The sequence below is a fragment of the Streptomyces inhibens genome (assembly GCF_022221585.1).
GTDB classification, from domain to species: domain Bacteria; phylum Actinomycetota; class Actinomycetes; order Streptomycetales; family Streptomycetaceae; genus Streptomyces; species Streptomyces inhibens.
Map to the genome: position 1 here is coordinate 8,215,072 of NZ_CP084681.1, position 19,967 is coordinate 8,235,038.

17 protein-coding genes are annotated in these 19,967 nt (G+C 70.8%); 13 read left to right on the top strand and 4 right to left on the bottom strand.

All coding sequences use genetic code 11. The annotated features are described in order from the left end of the window. Positions 1-2: 2 nt before the first annotated feature. Positions 3-1,013, bottom strand: coding sequence for an aromatic acid exporter family protein (locus tag KI385_RS36860; RefSeq protein WP_238576364.1), 1,011 nt, complete (start codon positions 1,011-1,013; stop codon positions 3-5). Between the two features lie 487 nt (positions 1,014-1,500). Here KI385_RS36860 and KI385_RS36865 point away from each other — a divergent pair, with 487 nt between their 5' ends. The 13 genes from KI385_RS36865 to KI385_RS36925 all read left to right on the top strand — a co-directional run bounded on the left by KI385_RS36865 (position 1,501) and on the right by KI385_RS36925 (position 16,609). Continuing rightward, positions 1,501-2,271, top strand: coding sequence for a pirin family protein (locus KI385_RS36865; RefSeq protein ID WP_238576365.1), 771 nt, complete (start codon positions 1,501-1,503; stop codon positions 2,269-2,271). A gap of 164 nt (positions 2,272-2,435) precedes the next feature. Then, a complete protein-coding gene (locus tag KI385_RS36870; RefSeq protein WP_238576366.1) occupies positions 2,436-3,047 on the top strand; it encodes a YceI family protein in 612 nt (203 codons plus the stop codon). Positions 3,048-3,380: 333 nt separating this feature from the next. Then, the gene (locus tag KI385_RS36875) at positions 3,381-4,259 is read left to right on the top strand and encodes a helix-turn-helix domain-containing protein (protein WP_238576367.1); all 879 of its coding nucleotides are present in this window, start codon (positions 3,381-3,383) and stop codon (positions 4,257-4,259) included. A 203-nt stretch (positions 4,260-4,462) separates the two neighbouring features. Continuing rightward, positions 4,463-6,424, top strand: a complete 1,962-nt coding sequence (locus KI385_RS36880) for a maleylacetate reductase and hydroxyquinol 1,2-dioxygenase domain-containing protein (protein ID WP_238576368.1) — start codon at positions 4,463-4,465, stop codon at positions 6,422-6,424. 14 nt (positions 6,425-6,438) lie between these two features. After that, positions 6,439-8,202 carry an FAD-dependent oxidoreductase gene (locus KI385_RS36885; protein WP_238576369.1) on the top strand — a complete coding sequence of 588 codons (1,764 nt, stop codon included), beginning with the start codon at positions 6,439-6,441 and terminating at the stop codon, positions 8,200-8,202. A 130-nt stretch (positions 8,203-8,332) separates the two neighbouring features. Then, on the top strand, positions 8,333-9,088 hold the full coding sequence (locus KI385_RS36890; RefSeq protein WP_238576370.1) for a CoA transferase subunit A: 756 nt from the start codon (positions 8,333-8,335) through the stop codon (positions 9,086-9,088). Beyond that, entirely contained in the window at positions 9,088-9,732 is a 645-nt protein-coding gene (locus KI385_RS36895; protein WP_238576371.1) for a CoA transferase subunit B, read from the top strand. Before KI385_RS36890 ends, KI385_RS36895 begins: the two co-directional genes overlap by 1 nt. A gap of 106 nt (positions 9,733-9,838) precedes the next feature. After that, complete coding sequence (locus KI385_RS36900) at positions 9,839-11,029, top strand: thiolase family protein (RefSeq protein ID WP_238576372.1); 1,191 nt, start codon at positions 9,839-9,841, stop codon at positions 11,027-11,029. Between the two features lie 437 nt (positions 11,030-11,466). Beyond that, positions 11,467-11,955, top strand: coding sequence for a helix-turn-helix domain-containing protein (locus tag KI385_RS36905; RefSeq protein WP_128509549.1), 489 nt, complete (start codon positions 11,467-11,469; stop codon positions 11,953-11,955). A 79-nt stretch (positions 11,956-12,034) separates the two neighbouring features. Then, positions 12,035-12,646: a hypothetical protein gene (locus KI385_RS36910; RefSeq protein ID WP_238578011.1), complete on the top strand. Its 612-nt coding sequence runs from the start codon at positions 12,035-12,037 to the stop codon at positions 12,644-12,646. Then, complete coding sequence (locus tag KI385_RS36915) at positions 12,639-13,859, top strand: MAB_1171c family putative transporter (protein ID WP_238576373.1); 1,221 nt, start codon at positions 12,639-12,641, stop codon at positions 13,857-13,859. Before KI385_RS36910 ends, KI385_RS36915 begins: the two co-directional genes overlap by 8 nt. A 157-nt stretch (positions 13,860-14,016) precedes the next feature. Further along, entirely contained in the window at positions 14,017-15,240 is a 1,224-nt protein-coding gene (locus KI385_RS36920) for a cytochrome P450 family protein (protein ID WP_238576374.1), read from the top strand. 208 nt (positions 15,241-15,448) lie between these two features. Beyond that, entirely contained in the window at positions 15,449-16,609 is a 1,161-nt protein-coding gene (locus tag KI385_RS36925) for a D-alanyl-D-alanine carboxypeptidase family protein (protein WP_238576375.1), read from the top strand. A 37-nt stretch (positions 16,610-16,646) separates the two neighbouring features. On the opposite strand, the gene KI385_RS36930 is transcribed toward KI385_RS36925, so the two are convergent. From KI385_RS36930 to KI385_RS36940, 3 genes are all read right to left on the bottom strand, one after another. Beyond that, positions 16,647-17,306 carry a DUF309 domain-containing protein gene (locus KI385_RS36930; RefSeq protein ID WP_425357113.1) on the bottom strand — a complete coding sequence of 220 codons (660 nt, stop codon included), beginning with the start codon at positions 17,304-17,306 and terminating at the stop codon, positions 16,647-16,649. Positions 17,307-17,526: 220 nt separating this feature from the next. Beyond that, the gene (locus KI385_RS36935) at positions 17,527-18,645 is read right to left on the bottom strand and encodes a TolB-like translocation protein (RefSeq protein WP_238576376.1); all 1,119 of its coding nucleotides are present in this window, start codon (positions 18,643-18,645) and stop codon (positions 17,527-17,529) included. Further along, positions 18,642-19,943, bottom strand: coding sequence for an MFS transporter (locus KI385_RS36940; RefSeq protein WP_238576377.1), 1,302 nt, complete (start codon positions 19,941-19,943; stop codon positions 18,642-18,644). Before KI385_RS36940 ends, KI385_RS36935 begins: the two co-directional genes overlap by 4 nt. Positions 19,944-19,967 lie beyond the last annotated feature (24 nt).

Consider the following 19,967-nt stretch of genomic DNA (forward strand, 5'->3'; position numbering starts at 1 on the left):
TGTTACAGAGAAAGGCCGACTGTCCGCGTGTCCGCCTGGCGGGACGCTCCGGCGAACTGGTCCGCCAGGTCCAGGTCGGCAAGCAGGCGTTCGATGTCGGTCATCAGCGATCCGTACACATGCCAGGCCCTGGGGACGGCCAGCGCCCCTTGTTCGACCAGGCCGGTCATCGTCTCGTGCCAGGTCGTCGCTGTGCCGATGGCCTGGCGCAGCCGTTCACGGGCATCGCCTGCTCCGGAGCCTTCGACTTGCTGCGGGGCGGCGAACGACTGTGCCGCAGGCCCTGCCGCCTCGAGGGTCGCCGCGTACCGGTCGAGGAACAGCTGGCCCAGGCGGTGGCTGGTGCGCTGGTCGTCCACGTTGTCGGCCAGTGTGCGGGCAATGCCGCGGACCTGGAAGGAAATCCGGTGCAGAATGCCCAGCGCATGGCAGTGGGTCGAAGGCTGCTGTCGTCGTGCCTGCACGATGCACCGAGTGTTCCAGCGCAGGCTCTCCTCGGCGCGGCGCATGTCCTCGTGGGCCTGCTCCACCAGCTCCTCCAGGCGTCGGGCGCGGTCCAGCCACGCATGCGCGCGGTTGGTGTGCTGCCGTTCTCGCAGTCCGCGGCCCATGTCGCTCAGCAGCGACCCCATGGTCGCGGACAAGTCGCGCACGGAGGCATCGGCGGCTCCCAGGTGCAGCGGAGGCAGGATGAGCGCGTTCACCGCGATCCCCACCGCCGCGCCGGTCAAGGTCACCAGGACCAGTGCGACCACATCACCCGCCGGCGCGGCTGTCGCCGCCGTCAAGGCAAGCACGGCCGTCGAGGCGACCTGCTTGTCGGAAGCCTGGCGGCCGCCGGCGACGACCGCAATCGCGAGGATTGCCGCGATGCTTCCCGCGGTGGAGCCGAGCAGCCACACGACGGCCATCGCAAGCGACAACCCTGTCGCCCGGGTGGCTACATTGCGCACGGCCTCCGTCACCGACCGGTAGACGGTGGGGGCGTTGGCCATGAGCAGCGCGGTGGCCACGGCCAAGTACTGCTGCTGACCGGGGAGCCACCACGAGGCGACCCACCAGGCCAGGAGCGCTGCGATCACCCCCTTGGCTCCCTGCGTCAACGCCGACGCCGCCTGCCCGGGACGCGGCGTCCGGGGGATGTGGAGCAGTCGCAGCGTCGGGAGGCCCCGCCAGGTCAGAGAGGTGGTTGAAAGTTGCACAATGTGGAGTGTGCCCGACTTGCACCCTTCGGCGCAGTGGCGTGTCTCACCTGATCGCTCGGAGTCCGCCTCTCATGCGGCTTCCTTCGTGCCCGCATTCGGGGTCGTGTCTCCGGTGATCGGTCCGCGGCTTCGGTCGCCCGCGCTCGCCGTGGTGTGGCTGAGGCGGCGTGCACCATGGCCGCGCGATGGCGGACCGGGGTGAGGTGTGGGTCAGGGGCCGGAATAGACGAGCCCCCGCCCGCGTTCGAGGCGTATAGTTGAATAGTAAACAAAATTCGAGGAGGGTCGACCACTCATGAACCGGACGCCGATGCACCCCGTCACGGACATCCGCCGTGCGAGCGAGCGCTTCAGCACCAGGACCGGCTGGCTGGACTCCAAGCACTCCTTCTCCTTCGGCCCGCACTACCGCCGCGACAACACCCACCACGGCCTGCTGCTGGTCAACAATGACGACATCGTGCGCCCGGGTAGGGGGTTCGACACCCACCCGCACAAGGACATGGAGATCGTCACCTGGGTGATGCAGGGCTCCCTCGTCCATCAGGACTCGACCGGTCACTCCGGCGTGATCTACCCGGGCCTCGCCCAGCGGATGAGCGCCGGACGCGGCATTCTGCACTCCGAGAAGAACGACTCCTGGCGCCTGCAGGGCGGCGACACCCACACTGAGCCGGTCCACTTCGTGCAGATGTGGGTCGCGCCCGACGAGAGTGGCATCAAGCCCGGCTATGAGCAGCTGGAGATCGACAACGAGCTGATGACCGGCGGTCTGGTGCCGGTCGCCTCCGGCATGAAGAAGCATGAAGGCGCGACGGCCATCCGCATCAAGAACAAGCACGCCGCCCTGCATGTCGCACGACTGCAGCCCGGGCAGAGCGTCACGCTGCCCGAAGCGCCGTACCTCCACCTCTTCGTGCCCCGCGGCAGTGTCACGCTCGAGGGGGCGGGTGCCCTGGGGGCGGGCGATGCCGTGCGCTTCACGGCCACCGGCGGTCAGAGGGTGACGGCCACCGAACCCGCCGAGATCCTCCTCTGGGAGATGCGCGCCACGATCAGGGGCTGATGATCACGCTGCCGGGGCGTGCGCCGGGATGTGCAACGTAAGGCACTCCGCCATCTGATCCGGACGTGCAGCGGCCGGCGGTGGCGCACTTCGTCGGGATTTCCGGGAATCCTCCGGACGAGAATTTAGTTGAATGTTGAACAAGTGCTACTCAAGGAGCAAGCGTGGCCCTCTTCAGCCGCACCGCCAAGGCCGCCAAGAATGACACCGCCACCGCCGTCCAGGCCGGTCGGGACCTCAAGCATCTCAGTGGTGACTACAGGGTCGACCCGGATCACAGCGAGATCGGCTTCGCCGTCCGGCATGCCATGGTCGCCACCGTCCGCGGCCGGTTCGCGGACTTCGAGGGCAACCTCTCGCTCGACGGCGCCGACCCGTCCCGCTCCTCCGCGGAGCTGGTCATCAAGGTCGCCAGTATCGACACCAACCAGGAGCAGCGTGACGAGCATCTGCGGACCAGCGACTTCTTCGATGCCTCCACGTTCGAACACATCGCTTTCCGTTCCACGTCCGCCGAGCGCCTCGGTGACGACGCGTACCGGATGACCGGTGACCTCACCATCAAGGACGTCACGCGTCCCGTCACTCTCGACCTGGCGTTCAACGGTCACGCCAAGGACCCGTACGGCAACGACCGCGTCGGCTTCGAGGGTGTCACGAAGGTCAATCGCGCCGACTGGGGTCTGAGTTACAACGCCGCCCTGGAGGCCGGCGGTGTGCTGATCGGCGAGCAGGTCAAGCTCAGCTTCGACATCTCCGCAGTCAAGGAAGCCTGACCCGCCGCCGAGTGGGGCGCGCGCAACCTCCCGCGGCCTGCCTTGCTACCCGTCCGCGTGTCGTCGTCAGGGCCGAGTGCGCCATGGAGTCGTGGCCGCCGCCCGCTGTCGCGAACCGGCAGGCCGTCGCAGCTCGCATCTGTCGGTGACGACAGCCCTTGGGTTCCTGTCGCGCCGGAGCTCAAGGGGGGCTGCGTCGACCGCGGGTCAAGATGCCCTGCCGGAGAACCGGGCGCCGGATAGGAGATATTCGTTTAGTTTTCAATTAGTGTGAGGGTGCGCGGTGGCTTCGCGCCGCGACGCCATCCGCCGTGCCAAGGGAAGGTCCGAGCGATGTCCGAATTGGGGCTGGCCGACACCGGCGGCATCCTGCGGCAGCCGTGGGTGCGCCCGGACCGGACGAGCTCCGGTCTCGGGTGGGAGCATGTGTACGTCTCCGCCCAGCGGGAACGGCCCTATCACGGGTCGTTCGACGCCGCCCTCACTCATCTTCTGATCCTTCACCTGGACGGCCCGGTGACCGTCCGCCGCCGACTGGACGGGGCGATCCGTTCCCAGCGGATTCCCGCAGGGGGACTGTTCCTCCACCCCGCGGACCGCCCGTTGGACGTGGAGCTCGAGGACGGACTGAAGACGGCCCACCTCTACCTCACCGACACAGCCCTGCAGGAAGCGCACGGCGAGGACCGCCCGGTGGAACTCGCCGAGGAGCTGGGCAGCTCCGATCCCCTCGTCGAGCAGATCGTCCTGGCATTGGACGGCGTCGTACGTGCTTGGGAACCCTCCGCGCGAACGTACGTGGATCATCTGGTCGGCGCGCTCGCCGGTCGGCTCGCGCAGGCACACACAGTCGGTCGTTCCGCGCCGAGTCGGATCGGATCGTCGTCCGGGCTGACGCCCCGACAACTTATTGCGGCCCGCGAACTGATGGAGCAGCGGATCGCCGAGCCGCTGCCCGTCTGCGACCTCGCGCTGGCGGCGGGACTGAGCCCGAGCCAGTTCAGTCGGCAGTTCAGGACGAGCACGGGTAAGTCTCCCCACCAGTTCCTCCTGCAGCTGCGGTTGGACCACGCCTGTCGGTTGCTGCGCACCGGGACGCTCCCCATTGCCGACATAGCCCTGTGCTGCGGCTTCTCCCACCAGGAACACCTGACGCGAGTGATGCGCGCCAAGCTGGGCACCACCCCGGCCGCTGTCCGCCGAGCCGGGTGACTCCTCACCCGGCGCCCGCGCATCCGGACGCACCGGCAGTCCGGCAGTCCCGCGACCGCGCGATCCCCGGCCCCGACCCCCGATGCCGCTCGGATCCTGCAGAAAGACGCGCGCAATGTGCAGGAAAGTCGGTGAACACCAGGCCTTTACTCGATGACAGCTCGTATTCAGCGACTCGACAGGACTATCGCAGGAGGAACCCAATGAGGAATTTCGTGTACTCCTCCCACCCCTCGCGGGTCGTGTTCGGCACCGGAACGGTCGATCAGGTCCGCCATGAGGTTGAACGACTCGGCTGTTCTCGCGTCCTTCTCCTGTCCAGTCCACCGGTGGCCAAGGCCGCCGCCCGGGTGCGCGAGGTCCTCGGGGACGTCACGGTGGCGGAGTTCGACGGTGCCGCGATGCACACCCCTGTCGAGGTGACCGATCGCGCCCTCGACGTCCTTCGGAAGCACTCCGCCGACTGCGTGGTGGCCGTCGGAGGCGGTTCCACCACAGGGCTGGCCAAGGCATTGGCACTCCGCACGGATCTGCCGCAGCTGATCCTGCCCACGACCTACGCCGGCTCCGAGGTGACCCCCGTGCTGGGGGAGACCCGGGACGGACGCAAGACCACTCGGTCGTCACCCGCGATTCTGCCCGAAACCGTGGTCTACGACGTCGAGTTCACCCGCGACCTGCCGGTGGGCATGTCGGTCACCAGCGGAATCAACGCCCTGGCCCACGCCGTGGAGGCCTTGTACTCGCCCCAGGCGAACCCCGTCGTCGATGCCATGGCTCTGGAGGCCATCTCCAAGATCGCTTCCGCGCTGCCCGCTCTTGTCGTCGAGCCGTCCGACACCACGGCGCGCGCCGACCTGCTGCACGCGGCGTGGCTCGCCGGTACCTGCCTCGCATCCGTCGGCATGGGCCTGCACCACAAGCTGTGCCACACGCTGGGCGGTGCCTTCAACCTGCCGCACGCCGAAACGCACACCGTGATCCTGCCGTACGCCATGGCCTACAACGCCCCGGCTGTCCCCGACGTCATGAGCCGCATCGCGGACGCGCTCGGCGTGGCGGACGCCCCGAGCGGGGTTTTCGATCTGGTCGCCGCCCTGGGCGGCCCCACCTCGCTGCGCGGGCTGGGCATGGCGGAGGCGGATCTGCCACAGGCCGCGGAGCTGGCCACCTCCACGCCGTACCCGAACCCCCGGGAGCTGACGCGTCAGGGCATCGAGGGCCTGCTGCGCGATGCCTGGCAGGGCCGCCGGCCGGAGGTGCCTTCGGCCCGGGCCGCTGCGTCCGACGCACTGAAGTCGCAGGTGCAGCGTCTGACCGATCAGGTGGTGGCGAGTTTCGACCACACACCCGATCAGCGGGCCAAGCAGCTGCTCACCGACCTCGTCCGGCACCTGCACCACTACGTGACCAGCAACGACGTCACCGAATCCGAGTGGCAGCACGCGATCGATTTCCTGACCCGTACCGGGCAGATCTGCACCGACACCCGCCAGGAGTTCGTGCTGCTGTCCGACACGCTCGGCGTCTCCAGCGTCGTGGACCTGCTCACCAATTCGCGTACCCCGCAGACGACACCGTCGGCGGTCCTCGGTCCGTTCTACACCGAGGGCCCGCCGGAGACCCCGCAGGGCGGCGACATCTCGCAGGGTCTGGGCGGCACACCGCTGTGGGCCGACGTGCGCATCACCGATACCGAGGACCGGCCGCTGGTGGGCGCCGTGGTCGATGTCTGGCAGGCCAACAAGGACGGGTTCTACGATGTCCAACTGCCCGACCTCGACGGGCCGGTGCTGAGGGGCCGCCTGCGCACCGACGAGCGCGGACGGCTGCGTTTCTGGACGATTCTGCCGGCCGAATACCCGATCCCGGACGACGGTCCGGTGGGACAGATGCTCGCGGCGGTCGGACGCCATCCCTACCGCGCCCCCCATGTGCACTTCATGATTTCTGCGCCCGGCCATCAGAGCCTGGTCACCCAGCTGTTCGTGAAGGGCGGTCGGTACCTGGACTCCGACACCGTTTTCGGCACCAAGGACCCCCTGATCGTCGACTTCACTCCCGAGAGCGGGCCGACCCCCGACGGCCGCACCGTCGACGGGGAGTGGCACAGCCTTCACTTCACCTTCCGCATCGCCCGCCTCGCCGAGGAGGCGACATGCTGAGCAGGAGCCGTTCCATGGAAGCAACCGACGCCTTCGACACCGACGTCCTTGTGGTCGGCAGCGGCCCAGCCGGTGGATCCGCAGCCCTGCTTCTCGCCACCTACGGCATTCGCACCCTGCTGGTCACCAAGTATGGCTGGCTGGCCAACACCCCCCGCGCGCACATCACCAACCAGCGCACCATGGAGGTGTTGCGTGACCTCGGCGTGGACACCGAAGCCGCCGCGGCGGGAAGCCCCGCCGAGCTGATGGGCGACACCGTCCTGTGCACTGCCCTGGCCGGCGAGGAGATCGGCCGGATCCGCAGTTGGGGCACGGGTCCTTACGCGGCGACCGAGTACGGCGCCGGCAGCCCGGTGCAGATGCTCGACCTGCCGCAGACCTATCTGGAACCGATTCTGGTGAAGAACGCCGCGGCTCGTGGTGCCAAGGTCCGCTTCGACACCGAGTTCCTCAGCCTGGAGCAGGACGACGACTCGGTCACCGCCCGTCTGCGGGACCGGCTGCGTGGGGACGAGTTCACCGTGCGGGCCCGCTATGTGATCGGCGCGGACGGCGGCCGCAGCAGCGTGGCCGAGCAGATCGGGCTGCCGATCGCCGGACAGACCGGCAAGGCCGGCTCCATGAACATCGTTTTCAAGGCCGACCTGTCCCGGTATGTGGCCCACCGTCCGAGCGTTCTGTACTGGGTCATGCGACCCGGCGCGCACATGGGCGGCATCGGTATGGGTCTGGTCCGCATGGTGCGGCCGTGGAATGAGTGGCTGCTGGTGTGGGGATATGACATCAACCAGCCTCCGCCGCAGGTGGACGACGCGTCCGCCCGGGCCATCGTGCGCGACCTCGTCGGCGCCCAGGACATACCCGTGGAGATCGTGTCCACCTCGTTGTGGACGGTCAATCACGCCTATGCGACCTCGTATTCGTCCGGTCGGGTCTTCTGTGCCGGCGACGCCGTCCACCGGCACCCGCCGTCCAACGGTCTCGGTTCCAACACCTCGATCCAGGACTCGTACAACCTGGCCTGGAAGCTCGCCATGGTCATCCGAGGCGAGGCCGGACCCGCGCTGCTGGACACCTACACCACCGAGCGGGCACCGGTCGGACAGCAGATCGTCGATCGCGCCAACCTCAGCCGCGACCAGTTCGGCCCGATCTTCCAGGCCCTCGGCCTGAACGAGGACAGCGACGAGGACGGCATCGCGAGCGGGCTCGCCGCATGCCGCAGTGACGCGGCCGACGGCATCAAGCGGCGTCAGGCCCTGGAAGACGCCATCCAGCTGAAGAACTACGAGTTCAACGCCCACGGCGTCGAGATGAACCACCGCTACGTCTCCACCGCGGTACTCCAGGACGCCGGGTCCGACGATACGTACGCGCGGGACCCGGAGTTGTTCCACCAGCCCACGACGCGTCCCGGCGCCAAACTGCCGCATGCCTGGCTGGTCAACGGCACCGGTCACCGGCTGTCCACGCTGGACGTCGTCGGCAAGGGGATGTTCACCCTGGTGACCGGTCTGTCCGGCGGAGTGTGGGAGTCCGCTGCGGCCGGCTGCCGGGACGCCTTGGGAATTCCCCTGAACGTCGTCCGCATCGGAGCCGAGAACAGCCGCGACGCCTACGGGGAGTGGCGCCGGATCGCGGAGATGCCCGAGGACGGCTGCCTGCTCGTCCGCCCGGACGGACATATCGCCTGGCGGTGCTCCACCGCCCCGGAGTCCGGCGAGGCGGCGCAGCAGGAGCTGTTCAAGGCGCTGAGGAGCGTGCTGCAGCGCTGAACGGCGGGGCGCCGGCCCGGCCACAGCCGCCGCTCGGATGCGCGGTCGACCAACCGTCAATCACGAACAACGATCACGGGCAGTCACCACTCCAGGCGACCCTGCCGAACCAGAACGGAGAACGGTGCAGATGGACAAGGTGGTTGCCACCGCCCAGGAGGCGCTGGCAGATGTGGTGGACGGAGCGTCACTTGCCGTCGGCGGCTTCGGCCTCAGCGGCGTCCCCGACGTACTGATCCAGGCGTTGTACGCGACCGGCACGACGGGGTTGCGGGTGGTATCCAACAACTGCGGTGTGGACGGCGCGGGCCTCGGCATCCTGCTCGCCGCCGGCAGGATCAGCCGGGTGACCGGCTCCTACGTCGGTGACAACAAGGAGTTCGCCCGCCAGTACCTGTCCGGGGAACTGCTGGTGGAGTTGACCCCCCAGGGCACCCTCGCCGAAAGACTGCGGGCCGGCGGCTGCGGTGTCCCCGCCTTCTTCACCCCGGCCGGTGTCGGCACCCAGGTCGCCGACGGAGGCCTGCCCTGGCTCTACGCACCTGACGGCACCGTGGCCGTCTCCTCACCGCCCAAGGAGGTGCGCGAGTTCGACGGGCGCAGTTACGTGCTGGAACACGGCATCACCACTGATTTCGCACTGGTCCGTGCCGCCGTGGGAGACCGCCACGGCAACCTGGTCTTCCATCGCGCGGCGCGCAACTTCAACCCGCTCGCCGCGATGGCCGGCCGCATCACGATCGCGGAAGTGGAGCAACTGGTCGAGCCGGGCGTGCTGGACCCGGACGAGATCCACCTGCCGGGCATCTTCGTCCAACGCGTGGTGGAACTGACAGCGGAACAGGCCGCCGACAAGCGGATCGAGAAGAGGACGGTGCGGCACTGATGCCCTGGAGCAGAGACGAGATGGCCGCGCGGGCCGCGGCCGAGATCCACGACGGTGACTACGTCAACCTCGGCATAGGCCTGCCCACTCTGGTGCCCGGGCATGTGCCCGAAGGGGTGCACGTGGTGCTCCAGTCGGAGAACGGCATCCTCGGCGTCGGCCCCTACCCCGAAGAGGCCGAGGTCGATCCCGATCTGGTCAACGCGGGCAAGGAGACGGTCACCGTGCTGGCCGGTGCGAGCTTCTTCGACTCCGCGCTGTCCTTCGGCATGATCCGCGGCGGCCATATCGACTCCGCGATCCTGGGCGCCATGCAGGTCTCCGCCCGCGGCGATCTCGCCAACTGGATGATCCCCGGCAAGATGGTCAAAGGCATGGGCGGCGCGATGGACCTCATCCACGGCGCCCGCCGGGTGATCGTCGTCATGGAACACTCCGCCAAGGACGGCAGCCCGAAGATCGTCCAGGAGTGCAGCCTTCCGCTCACCGGCAAGGCGTGCGTGCACCGCGTCATCACCGACCTCGGTGTCATCGACGTCACCGAAGACGGGCTCGTCCTCGTCGAGACCGCCTCCGGCGTCACCACAGAGGAGATCATCAGCCGCACCGCCGCGCCCCTACGGGTGCCGGATCCCACCGGCTGACCCACCGGTCAGCGCCCTGAACCCCGCCGGCCGGGTGCCCGGACAGCTTCCCGGACCGGCGGGTCCATCCCCCGGCTCAATCCGCCACACACCATGAGGAGTCCCGATGACCGAGCGCCTGCGGGACGTCTACGTCGTTGACGCCGTCCGCACACCGATCGGCCGCTACGGCGGCGCGCTCTCCGGAGTGCGCCCCGACGACCTCGCCGCAGATGTGCTGCGCGCCCTGCTGGACCGCAGTCCCGGCCTCGACCCGGCCCGCATCGGCGATGTGATCCTCGGCAACGCCAATGGCGCGGGTGAGGACAATCGCGACGTGGCCAGGATGGCCCTTCTGCTGGCCGGGATGCCCGTCACGGTGCCGGGAGCCACTGTCAACCGGCTGTGCGGCTCGGGCATGGAGGCCGTCATCCAGGCGGCCCGCGCCGTGGCCGTCGGCGATGCCTCGATCGCCGTCGCCGGCGGCGTCGAGTCCATGAGCCGCGCCCCCTGGGTGCTGCCCAAGCCGGACCGGGCGTTCCCTGCCGGGCACCAGCAGCTGCACTCCACCACGCTCGGCTGGCGCATGGTCAACCCGCGGATGCCCGAGGAGTGGACCATCCCGCTCGGCGAGAGCGCGGAGCTGGTCGGCGACCGGTACGGCATCACCCGCGAAGCGCAGGACGCCTTCGCCCTCGCCAGCCACGAGAAGGCAGCCCGTGCCTGGAAGGACGGCCTCTACGACGCCGAGACCGTGCCCGTCGAGGGGGTGGAACTGCCGCGTGACGAGGGGATCCGCGACAACACCTCCCTTGAGGCCCTTGCCCGCCTGAAGCCCGCCTTCCACCAGGGCGGCACGGTGACGGCCGGCAACTCCTCACCGCTCAACGACGGCGCCGCAGCACTCCTGCTCGCCGACGAGGAGGGCGTGGCCGCGACCGGCCGGGAACCGCTGGCCCGGATCCGGGCCAGCGCGGTGACCGGCATCGAACCGCAGTTCTTCGGCCTCGGCCCGGTCGAGGCCATCCGCAAGGCACTCGCCAAGGCCGGCCTGGACGCCGGCGACCTGCTCACGGCCGAGCTCAACGAGGCGTTCGCGGCGCAGGCCCTGGCCTGCCTCGCCGCGCTACCGGAACTCGACCCGGCGATGGTCAATCCGCGCGGTGGCGCCATCGCCATCGGCCACCCGCTCGGCGCCTCCGGCGCCCGTATCACCGGAGCCGTCGCCCACCAACTCGCCGCCGCCGGCTCCGGCACCGGGCTGGCCGCCCTGTGCATCGGCGTCGGCCAGGGCCTGGCACTCGTACTGGAGCGCTGATCGCCCTCCCCGCCCTCTTCGAAGCTCTTCCCGGCATGCGGCTGGCCGTGGACCCGGCACAACTTCCCTACCGGCCAGGACTGTTGGTCCGAGGGCCACGCACACTTCCGGTCAGCACGCGCCGGTCCCCCCGCACATCCTTGTCCCCGGGACATGCCGCTGCCTGAGGTGCCCTTCGGCTGGGGGGACGTGGCTTGTCGTTGTCGTGGCGCGGGTCGCCGTTGCGCAGGGTGAAATGGGTGGTGGGGGACTTTCGTTGATATGGCGTGTGGGAGGGGGAATGGGCTGGTCTGTGCTGTCACTCAACTCCTGGTTAAGTCGGGGGTCCTTACTGTCCGTAAGTGGACTGGTGCGGCGCGTTCGTTGCATGACAGGATGAGTGCGGCGGATTTGGTGGCTTAACTGTTCGTTGGGTCGATCGATGGGGGACGGTGGGCATGAGCGTGGGGGGCGACGGCCGGTCCAAGGGGGCGGGCAGCGCGCTCGCGGAGCGGCTCAACCATCTCTTCGCGAACATGCATCCGCCCGGGGCCCCGTACACCAACGCCTTTGTGGCCGAGGAGATCAGCGGCGGGGCGGAGGAGTACGGCGGGGTCAAGGTCACCGAGCAGTATCTGTCGATGCTGCGCAACGGACGGCGTGCGAACCCGAGCCCGGAACTGCTGCGCGCGCTGGCCAAGTTCTTTGCCGTACCTGTCGGTTATCTGCTGGGGGACCTCTCGCAGCCGCAGGCCGCGCGGGTGGAGGAAGAGGTCCGCTTCCTCGCCGCGATGCGGGACCAGCGGGTGCGCGCCATCGCGCTGCGCTCCGTCGGGCTGCCGCCGGAGGTGCAGGACAGTCTGACGACGATCATCTCCCAGTTCCGGCAGCAGATGAATCTGCCGGCCGATCCGCCGGAGCAGGGCGGTGATCGGCGCGGTGAGTGACCCGATACGGACCGCTGAACGCGACCAGGTCTTCTCTTACTGGCAGCGGACCGGATACGAGGACGGGACGAGCATGCGAGTGGGGCAGATACGAAGGCGGTGCAAGCGCCTCATCAAGGAGCTGGCACTGCCCGCCGCGACCGATCTGCGCGGGATGTGCGACATGGTCGCCACGCGTGTCGAGCGGCCCGTCCATCTGGTGCCGATGAGCCTGGGCGGCGTGGTCTCGGGCATGACGGCGGTCACCGACGAGGGCTACTGGGTCTTCTACGAGCTCAAGACCTCGCCCTGGCACCAGGCGCACATCGTGCTGCACGAACTGAGCCATCTCCTGCTCGGACACGGCCAGGACCCGGCCGTCACCGAGGACGCGCTGAAGATGTGGACGCCGTCGGTCGATGTGGCCACCGCCATGCGGCGGATGGGCCTGACCATGGGCTTCGCCCGGCACCACGGCTATGACAACCTCGCCGAGCGGGAGACCGAGGTCCTCGGCACGCTCCTGATGGAGCGGGTGGCGCCGTCGGCGGCCGAGCGTGAACTCCCCCTGGAGGGCCAGGCGGCCGAACTGGCGGCGGCGCTCGGGCCCGCGTTGCAGCACGTCCGGCGGGGGCAGGACGTCCCGGCCGGCGGCGAGGGATCCGACGGTGTCGAGGCGGGCGCGGCCGGGGACGGAGGGCCGCGTGTTTGACGTCATCTATCTGTCGTTCGGCGTGGCGGCCTGGGCGATCGTGGCGTACAAGGCCGTCGCCTGGTTACGCGACCGCAGCAATGCGGACCTGGGGCTGGCCTGTGTGATGACCGGCGGGGTGGCGACGGTCTTCCTCTTCTCCGCGCCCAGCCTCTACCGCGCCTTCGACCGGCTGGTCGGCGTGGCCAACCTCGCCATGGTCTTCCTCTACTCCTCCGTCGTGGTGTTCGCCGCGGGCGCGCTGGTGTTGCTGCTGCGCTGGACGGCCGGCGAGGGCGCGGCCGCCCGGGCCCGGGCGCGGGCCAGGGCGCGCGCCGCCGTCGGGAGCGTGGCCGCGCTGTGGGCGGTGGCGGTCACCGGCTTCGCGGTCGGCCGGCCGGACGCCGTCGAGCACCCCCGTGACTTCAGCACCGCCTACACCGACTCCCCGGGAGTCATGCTGTTCCTGGTGCTGTATTTGGCCATCTTCGGATCGAGCCTTGCGGGCCTGGGGACGCTCTGCCCGCGCTACGCCGCCCGGCTCGGTGGCACGCATCTGGCGCGCGGCCTGCGGGTGCTGGCCGCGGGCTGCTGGCTCGGCCTGGTCTACTGCGCCTGCAAGGTCATCGGCTTCGTCCTGTCCTGGACGGGCCACCCCGCGCTGTGGCTCTCCAACGGCGTGGCACCGCTGAGCGCCTCGGTCGCCGCGCTCCTGGTCCTCGCCGGATTCGCGCTGCCGGCGGCCGGCCCCCGGGTCGCCGCCTGGCGCCGGCTGCGCCGCCTCTCGCCGCTCTGGCGGACCGTCACCGCGCAGGCCCCGGAGGTCGCGATGGAGTCCTCGGCGTGGTCGGTGCGATGGCCGTTCGCCGATCTGGAGTGGCGGGCCAACCGGCAGATGGCCGAGATCCGGGACGTACAGCGCGGTATCCGCCGCCATGTGGAGTCCGACGCCCTCGACATCGCGCGCGAACGGGCCCGCGCGGTCGCACTGGACGACCGGCAGCTGGCGGCCGTCGCGGAGGCCGCGGCGCTGCGCCGTGGTCTGGAGAATCGCTCGGTGGGCCATGTCCCCGCGCACGGCGCCGACAGCGTGGTGGTCGCCACGGGCCGTGAACCGGCCGAACTCACCGCGGAGTACGAGCACTTGGCGCTGGTCGCGGACGTCTACCACTCGCCGCTGATCGACACCGTGCTCACCGAGCTGCGCCAGCGGAGCTCGGTGGCGCGCACCTGAGGAACCACAAAGACGGGGTGGCCCGGTACGGGGGTCCGGGCCGCCCGAACCACGAAGGCGGCACCGGTCTCCCGCGAGGCCGGTGCCGCCCTCGCAGCTGTCGCACGGTGGCGGGCGACAGCCGGGGCTCCGTCGGCCACGCCCTACAGTCGGGATCATGCAGAACACCGCCGGGACCGGCCCCGATGCCCCCATCGACGTGACCCCCCTCCTCGACGATCCGTACGCCGCCTACGCCGCGCTGCGTGAAGCCGGCCCGGTCCACCGGATCACCGGCGCCGACGGGCAGCCCGCCTGGCTGGTCACCCGCTACGACGATGTCCGCCGCGCGCTCGCCGACCCACGGCTCTCCCTGGACAAGCGGCATGCCACGCCCGGTGGTTACCGCGGCTTCTCCCTGCCGCCCGCGTTGGACGCCAATCTGCTGAACATGGACCCGCCGGACCACACCCGGGTCCGCCGCCTGGTGGTCAAGGCGTTCACCCCGGGCCGGGTCGACGCGCTGCGCGAGCCCGTACGGCGGGTCGCCGACGAGCTGCTGGACGCCATGGCGGAACGCGGCCGCGCCGACCTGATCGCCGACTACGCGGGGCCGCTGCCGATCACCGTCATCTGCGATCTGCTCGGCATCCCGCAGGATGACCGCCGCGACTTTCTGGCCTGGTCCGACGCGCTCATCACGCCGGACCCGAGCCGGCCCGGGCAGATGAAGGAGGCCATCGGGTCGATGCTGGAGTTCTACACCGGCCTGATCGCGGCCAAGCGGGCACAGCCGGGCGATGATCTGCTCTCGGATCTGATCGCGGTACGCGATGACGCGGGCGCCGATGAGGGCGGCGACCGGCTCAGCGAGGACGAGCTGACCTCGCTCGCCTTCCTCATCCTCCTCGCCGGATACGAGAACACCGTCCACCTCATCGGCAACGCCGTGCTCACCCTGCTCGACCACCCGGAACAGCTCCGTCAGTTGCAGCGGAATCCGGCCGAACTGCCGGCCGCGGTCGAGGAGTTCCTCCGTCACGACGGGCCCGCCCCGCTGGCGATCCGTCGCTTCCCCAAGGAGGACCTGGAGATCGGCGGCGTACGGATCCCGGCGGGGGAGAGCGTGCTGCTGTCGATAGCGTCCGCGAACCGAGACCCTGGCCGCTTCCCCGAACCGGACACGATGGACCCCGGCCGGGACCTCTCAGGGCATCTCGCGATGGGCCACGGCATCCACTACTGCCTCGGCGCCCCGCTGGCCCGTATGGAGGCCGTCACCGCGCTCGATGCGCTCCTCGCCCGCTTCCCGGAGCTGCGGCTGGACGTCCCGCGTGGTGCATTGCGGCACCGCCGGGCGCTGCGTGCACGTGGCCTGATTTCGCTCCCCGTCGCCTGGTAAACGGCAAACGAACAAGTTTTTGAGGCATAACCGTTCGCTCATGCGGTAGAAATGTTCCTGAGACCCGCCCGGTGTGCATCCCCCGTCGCACCGGGCGGGTCTTTCTTTGCACCTGTTGCAGATGCGACACGCCGAGCGGACGGCGCCGCGGTGGCCCGTCTGGCTCAACTGCGCTGCGGGCGAGCGCCGCCCTACTTAGCGTGACGGCATGGCATTTGACGCGCGTGTGTCCAAGAAGGCGACTGCGATGGTCCTGATCGCCGTCGCCGGTGTGTCGCTGACGTCCATACCGGCCGCGGCCGACGGTGCGACGGCCCGTCAGCCCACCGAGGCCGGGGTCCAGGCCGTCACCGCCCCCGGCATACCCAGGCTGCCCGGCGGTCTGACCGCCCTGTCCTGGATGGTGGCCGACGCGGAAACCGGCAGCGTGCTGGCCGCGAAGAGCCCGCACCGCCAGCTCGCCCCGGCCAGCACCCTCAAGACGCTGTTCGCGGTCACCGTCCTGCCGAAGTTCTCGGCCGGCACGGTGCGCCGGGTCAGCTCCGGGGACCTTGCGGGTGTCGGCAGCGGCAGCAGCGTCGTCGGCGTCCAGCAGGGCCGCCGCTACACCGTCGCCGACCTGTGGCGCGGCGTCTTCCTCCGCTCCGGCAACGACGCGGTGCATGTGCTGGCCGCGATGAACGGCGGCTGGCAGGCCACTGCGCGCGAGATGCAGCAGACCGCCCGAAAACTCGGTGCCCGCGACACCATGGTGAAGTCCCCGGACGGCTACGACGCGCCCGGTCAGGTCTCCTCCGCGTACGACCTGACCGTCTTCGCCCGTGCCGGCCTCGCCAACGCCGAATTCGCCCGCTACTGCGCCACCCCCAGCGCCTCGTTCCCCGGCGCCGGTGGCATCACCCGGATCGAGAACACCAACCGCATGCTGGTGGGCTCGCACGGACTGTCCCGCTACCCCGGCATCATCGGCGTCAAGAACGGCTACACCAGCAAGGCCGGCAACACGCTGATCGCCGCCGCCCGCCGCAACGGCCGCACGCTGCTGGTCACCGTACTGAACCCACAGTCACAGGAGGCCAACGGCGTCTACAAGGAAGCCGGTTCGCTGCTGGACTGGGGCTTTGGCACCTCCGGCGACGCCCAGCCGATCGGCACCCTGCACGCCGTACGTACCACCTACGACGGCAGTCATCTGCGCCCGGTGGCCGCCCAGGCCACCGGGGCCGAGGCCCACGACGGTTCCCCCTGGCGCCCCGCCCTCGTCCTCGGGGCGGCCGGCGCCGGCGTCGTGGTGCTCGGGCTGGGCGCCCTGCTGGCCCGGTGGCGGCAGGGACGCGGCCGCGGCGGGCAGAGGGGAGGGGCCGCGTAGGACGCGCGCGCCGGCGGGCGTATGCCCTTGCCCGTGGTCAGCCGTCGGCGGCGGGGCGGTCCCCGGCCCCGTCTCCGGCGGGGTGACTTCCGGAGCTGCCGTCGGTGGCCCGCAGCCGGGGCGCGGACCGAGCCGCCGGTACGGTCGTCCCCGGGTCGGCCAGATGGCCGGTCAGCTCCCGGGCCCAGGCCGTCAGTCCCGCGATATCGATCCCGTAGGGGACGGCATCCGCGTACGGCGCGATGGCCGCCGTCCCCCGGGCGAGCAGCGACCTCCCGCCCACGGCGTTGCCGCGCGCCGCATGCGTGAGCCCCACCGCCAGCTGGGCGAGCCCACGCCATAGCTCGCGCTCCGCCTCGGGCGCCGCCTTCCAGGCGTCCTCCAGCACCTCGTGGGCATGGAACGGCATCCCGGCGTCGAGCAGCCGCTGCGCCTCGGCCAGCGACTGCGCGGGCGTACGGGAGACGCCCTCGGGCTGCCGCGCCACACCGGGGGCGCCGTACGGCAACGGCCGTCCCAGCCCGTCGCGCGGGCGGGCGTTACGGGCCCGGCCTCCCTCGTCACGGTCCCGGCGGTGGGCAGGGCGCTCGGGGCCGGTAGGGGTGCCGGTCCCGCTCGTGCCCGTGCCGTCGCCCGCTTCGTCGTCCGCCGCGGCGCCGCAGTGCTCGCAGACGTCGCTGCCGGGCCGTTCCCGGATCCGGCCGCAGGCGTCACACACCTGGCTCTGCCAGCAGGCCGGATCGCCGCCTTCGTCGTGCGTCGGGGGCGGCTCGGGTCGGCGGGATGTGCCGGGCTCGTCGGGGGCTTCCTCCGCGTCGTTCACGCTTCGATTGTGCGCCGGGCGGGCGCCTCGCGTCGCCGCGGGGTGTGTGCCCGCTGTTCCGGCGTCGCTCAAGGGGACGTCAGCGGACCGGCCCTCAGGGGACCCGTACGGGGGAGGAGGCGTCCGGCACGCGGAGGGACGGGGCGCCCCGGCCGTCCGCGGGGACGGTCCAGATGTCGGAGGTTCGGCCGTCGCGGCCCGGCAGGGCGTAGGCGAGGGTGTGGTCGTCCAGCCAGGCGGCCTGGTCGTCGACGCTGCGGGTCTCGGCGAGCGGGCGTTCGCGCAGGCTCCGCAGATCCAGTACGTACAGCCGCCAGGGATCGGTGGCGCCCTCGCGGACCCGCTTCTTGAACGCGAGCCGGGTGTTGTCGGGGGAGAGCGAGGGGCATTCCACGTTCTCGCGGATCGTATGCGCCGCCCATCTGCGCATATCGCCCTCGACCAGGTAGGTCTTCCCCTTGGTCGAGACGGTGGCGTAGAAGCGGTTGTCGTCGCGGGCGAAGGTGACGCCCCAGTAGTTGACGTCGGGGGAGTGGTAGCGGCGGCCGTCGAGGGTGAGCGGGATCTCCTCCATGTTCTTGATGAGGTAGCCGGTGCGGGTGTCCAGGATCGAGGTGCGGGTGGAGAACGCGGTGGTGGCGTAGGAGTCGCCGGTGGCGAACATCGTCCAGGACAGCATCCGGCCGGAGGCCGAGACCCGGGCCCGGTTGGGGATGCCGGTGAGCGCGATCCGCCGCTTCTCGCGCAGCCGCCGGTCCAGGACCAGGGCGTACGACCTGGGCGGGATACCGGGGCGGCGCTGGAGGCACAGCCCCGTGCCGGCCGCCGCGTGGAAGCGCTCGCAGGCCGGGCCGCCGGTGGTGCGGTGGTCGGGCCCGGCGGGGCGGGCCGGTGCCGCGGTGGCCCGGGCATCGGCTGTCGGGGTGACCGGCGCGGGCAGCCGGGCCACCCGGCCGGCGCCGGCGCCGGTGCTGCGGAAGTACAGCCGGCCGTGGTCGAGTCCGAACGCCGAGGCCCCGTCGGTGGGTTCGGCGCGCCGGGCCGCGCCGACGGTGTAGACGACGGCGATGGCGGCCAGGACCGCGGTGGCGGTCGCCACGGCGATGAGGCGGGCGCGGAGGGAGAGGGAGGTGGGGGCCGCGGGCTCCTGGCCACCGGAGGCGGGCCCCGGTCCGTTCGCCGGATCCCTGCGCGGACCGTTCGAGGGCTTCATGCGCGGGACGGCTGCCTTTCGGGAGGGTCGGTGGGGTCCGGGTCTTCCTGGAGTTCCGGGCGCGTCGGCCCGGGCAACAGGGCGACCGAGGCCGCCAGCGCCGCCGCCAGTGCGACGGCGGCGACGATCAGCGCGGGGCGGGTGCCCCACAGCGTCCAGGCGGCGCCGAATCCGGCGGCCGCCAGCAGACGGCACAGCGCCTGGCCGGTCTGCAGCAGCGCCATGCCGCTCGCCCGGCGTGCGGCCGGCAGTACCGGTCCGGCCAGCGCCATCAGCACCCCGTCGGTGGCCGCGTAGAACACACCGAGCAACAGCAGTACGCCCACCAGCAGCACCGGCCCGGCGTCGGTCAGCAGGAGCAGGACATAACCGCCGAGCAGCGCCGCATGACCGCACAGGAAGGGCACCCGGCGGCCGATACGGTCGCCGAGCCGCCCGGCCGGCACCGCGAGCAGCAGATAGACCGCGGCCGAGCCCAGCGGCAGCAACGGGAACCAGCTCACCGCGAAGTCCAGCCGGCGCTGGAGCAGCAGATAGAGGAAGGCGTCGCCGATGGTCGCCGCGCCGAGCAGTGCCGCCGCCACGAAGATGCGCCGGAAGGCGGGCGCGCGCAGCGGTGCGAGGAGCCCTGCGCGCGGGCGGTCCGTGACGGCCGGCGCCCGGTGGTGGGCGGGCAGTGCGGCCCGCCCCGGTACGAAGGCGATCAGCAGCAGCACACCGAGCAGGCCGACACAGAAGCTCACCACGAACACCGCGTCGTAGGCGTCCGCGGTGGCCCACAGCAGGGCGAACGCGGCGAGCGGCCCCAGCAGGGCGCCGGTGGTGTCCATCGCCCGGTGTACGCCGAAGGCCCGGCCGAGCGCGTCCGGCGGGGCGCTGAGCGAGATCAGCGCATCGCGCGGGGCGGTGCGTACGCCCTTGCCGATACGGTCCGCGGCGAGCGCCGCGCCGATACCGAGGGTGCCGCCGCCGGCGAGCAGCAGGCCGAGGCGGGACAGCGCGGAGAGCGCATAGCCGGACCCGGCGACGAGCTTGTGCCGGCCGCCGCGGTCGGCCGCATGCCCGCCCAGCAGCCGTACCAGCGCGGTGACACCGTTGTAGAGGCCGTCGAGGAAGCCGAACTGGAGCGGTGAGAGCCCCAGTTGGAGGACGAAGTAGAGGGGCAGCACGGCGGTGACCATCTCGGAGGAGATATCGGTGACCAGGCTGACCGCGCCGAGGGCCAGAACCGGCCCGCCGACGCGGCCACGCGTCACCTTTGTCGCCGTCGCGGCCGCATCCGTGGTCGCGAGATACATCAGTCGAGCCGCCCGTGGGTCCCG

Bases quoted from the DNA above. Each gene is read 5' to 3' on its own strand.
- KI385_RS36865 (WP_238576365.1), top strand. From the start codon at position 1,501: ATGAACCGGACGCCGATGCACCCCGTCACGGACATCCGCCGTGCGAGC.
- KI385_RS36875 (WP_238576367.1), top strand. From the start codon at position 3,381: ATGTCCGAATTGGGGCTGGCCGACACCGGCGGCATCCTGCGGCAGCCG.
- KI385_RS36880 (WP_238576368.1), top strand. From the start codon at position 4,463: ATGAGGAATTTCGTGTACTCCTCCCACCCCTCGCGGGTCGTGTTCGGC.
- KI385_RS36885 (WP_238576369.1), top strand. From the start codon at position 6,439: ATGGAAGCAACCGACGCCTTCGACACCGACGTCCTTGTGGTCGGCAGC.
- KI385_RS36890 (WP_238576370.1), top strand. From the start codon at position 8,333: ATGGACAAGGTGGTTGCCACCGCCCAGGAGGCGCTGGCAGATGTGGTG.
- KI385_RS36895 (WP_238576371.1), top strand. From the start codon at position 9,088: ATGCCCTGGAGCAGAGACGAGATGGCCGCGCGGGCCGCGGCCGAGATC.
- KI385_RS36900 (WP_238576372.1), top strand. From the start codon at position 9,839: ATGACCGAGCGCCTGCGGGACGTCTACGTCGTTGACGCCGTCCGCACA.
- KI385_RS36905 (WP_128509549.1), top strand. From the start codon at position 11,467: ATGAGCGTGGGGGGCGACGGCCGGTCCAAGGGGGCGGGCAGCGCGCTC.
- KI385_RS36920 (WP_238576374.1), top strand. From the start codon at position 14,017: ATGCAGAACACCGCCGGGACCGGCCCCGATGCCCCCATCGACGTGACC.
- KI385_RS36925 (WP_238576375.1), top strand. From the start codon at position 15,449: ATGGCATTTGACGCGCGTGTGTCCAAGAAGGCGACTGCGATGGTCCTG.
- KI385_RS36935 (WP_238576376.1), bottom strand. From the start codon at position 18,645: ATGAAGCCCTCGAACGGTCCGCGCAGGGATCCGGCGAACGGACCGGGG.
- KI385_RS36940 (WP_238576377.1), bottom strand. From the start codon at position 19,943: ATGTATCTCGCGACCACGGATGCGGCCGCGACGGCGACAAAGGTGACG.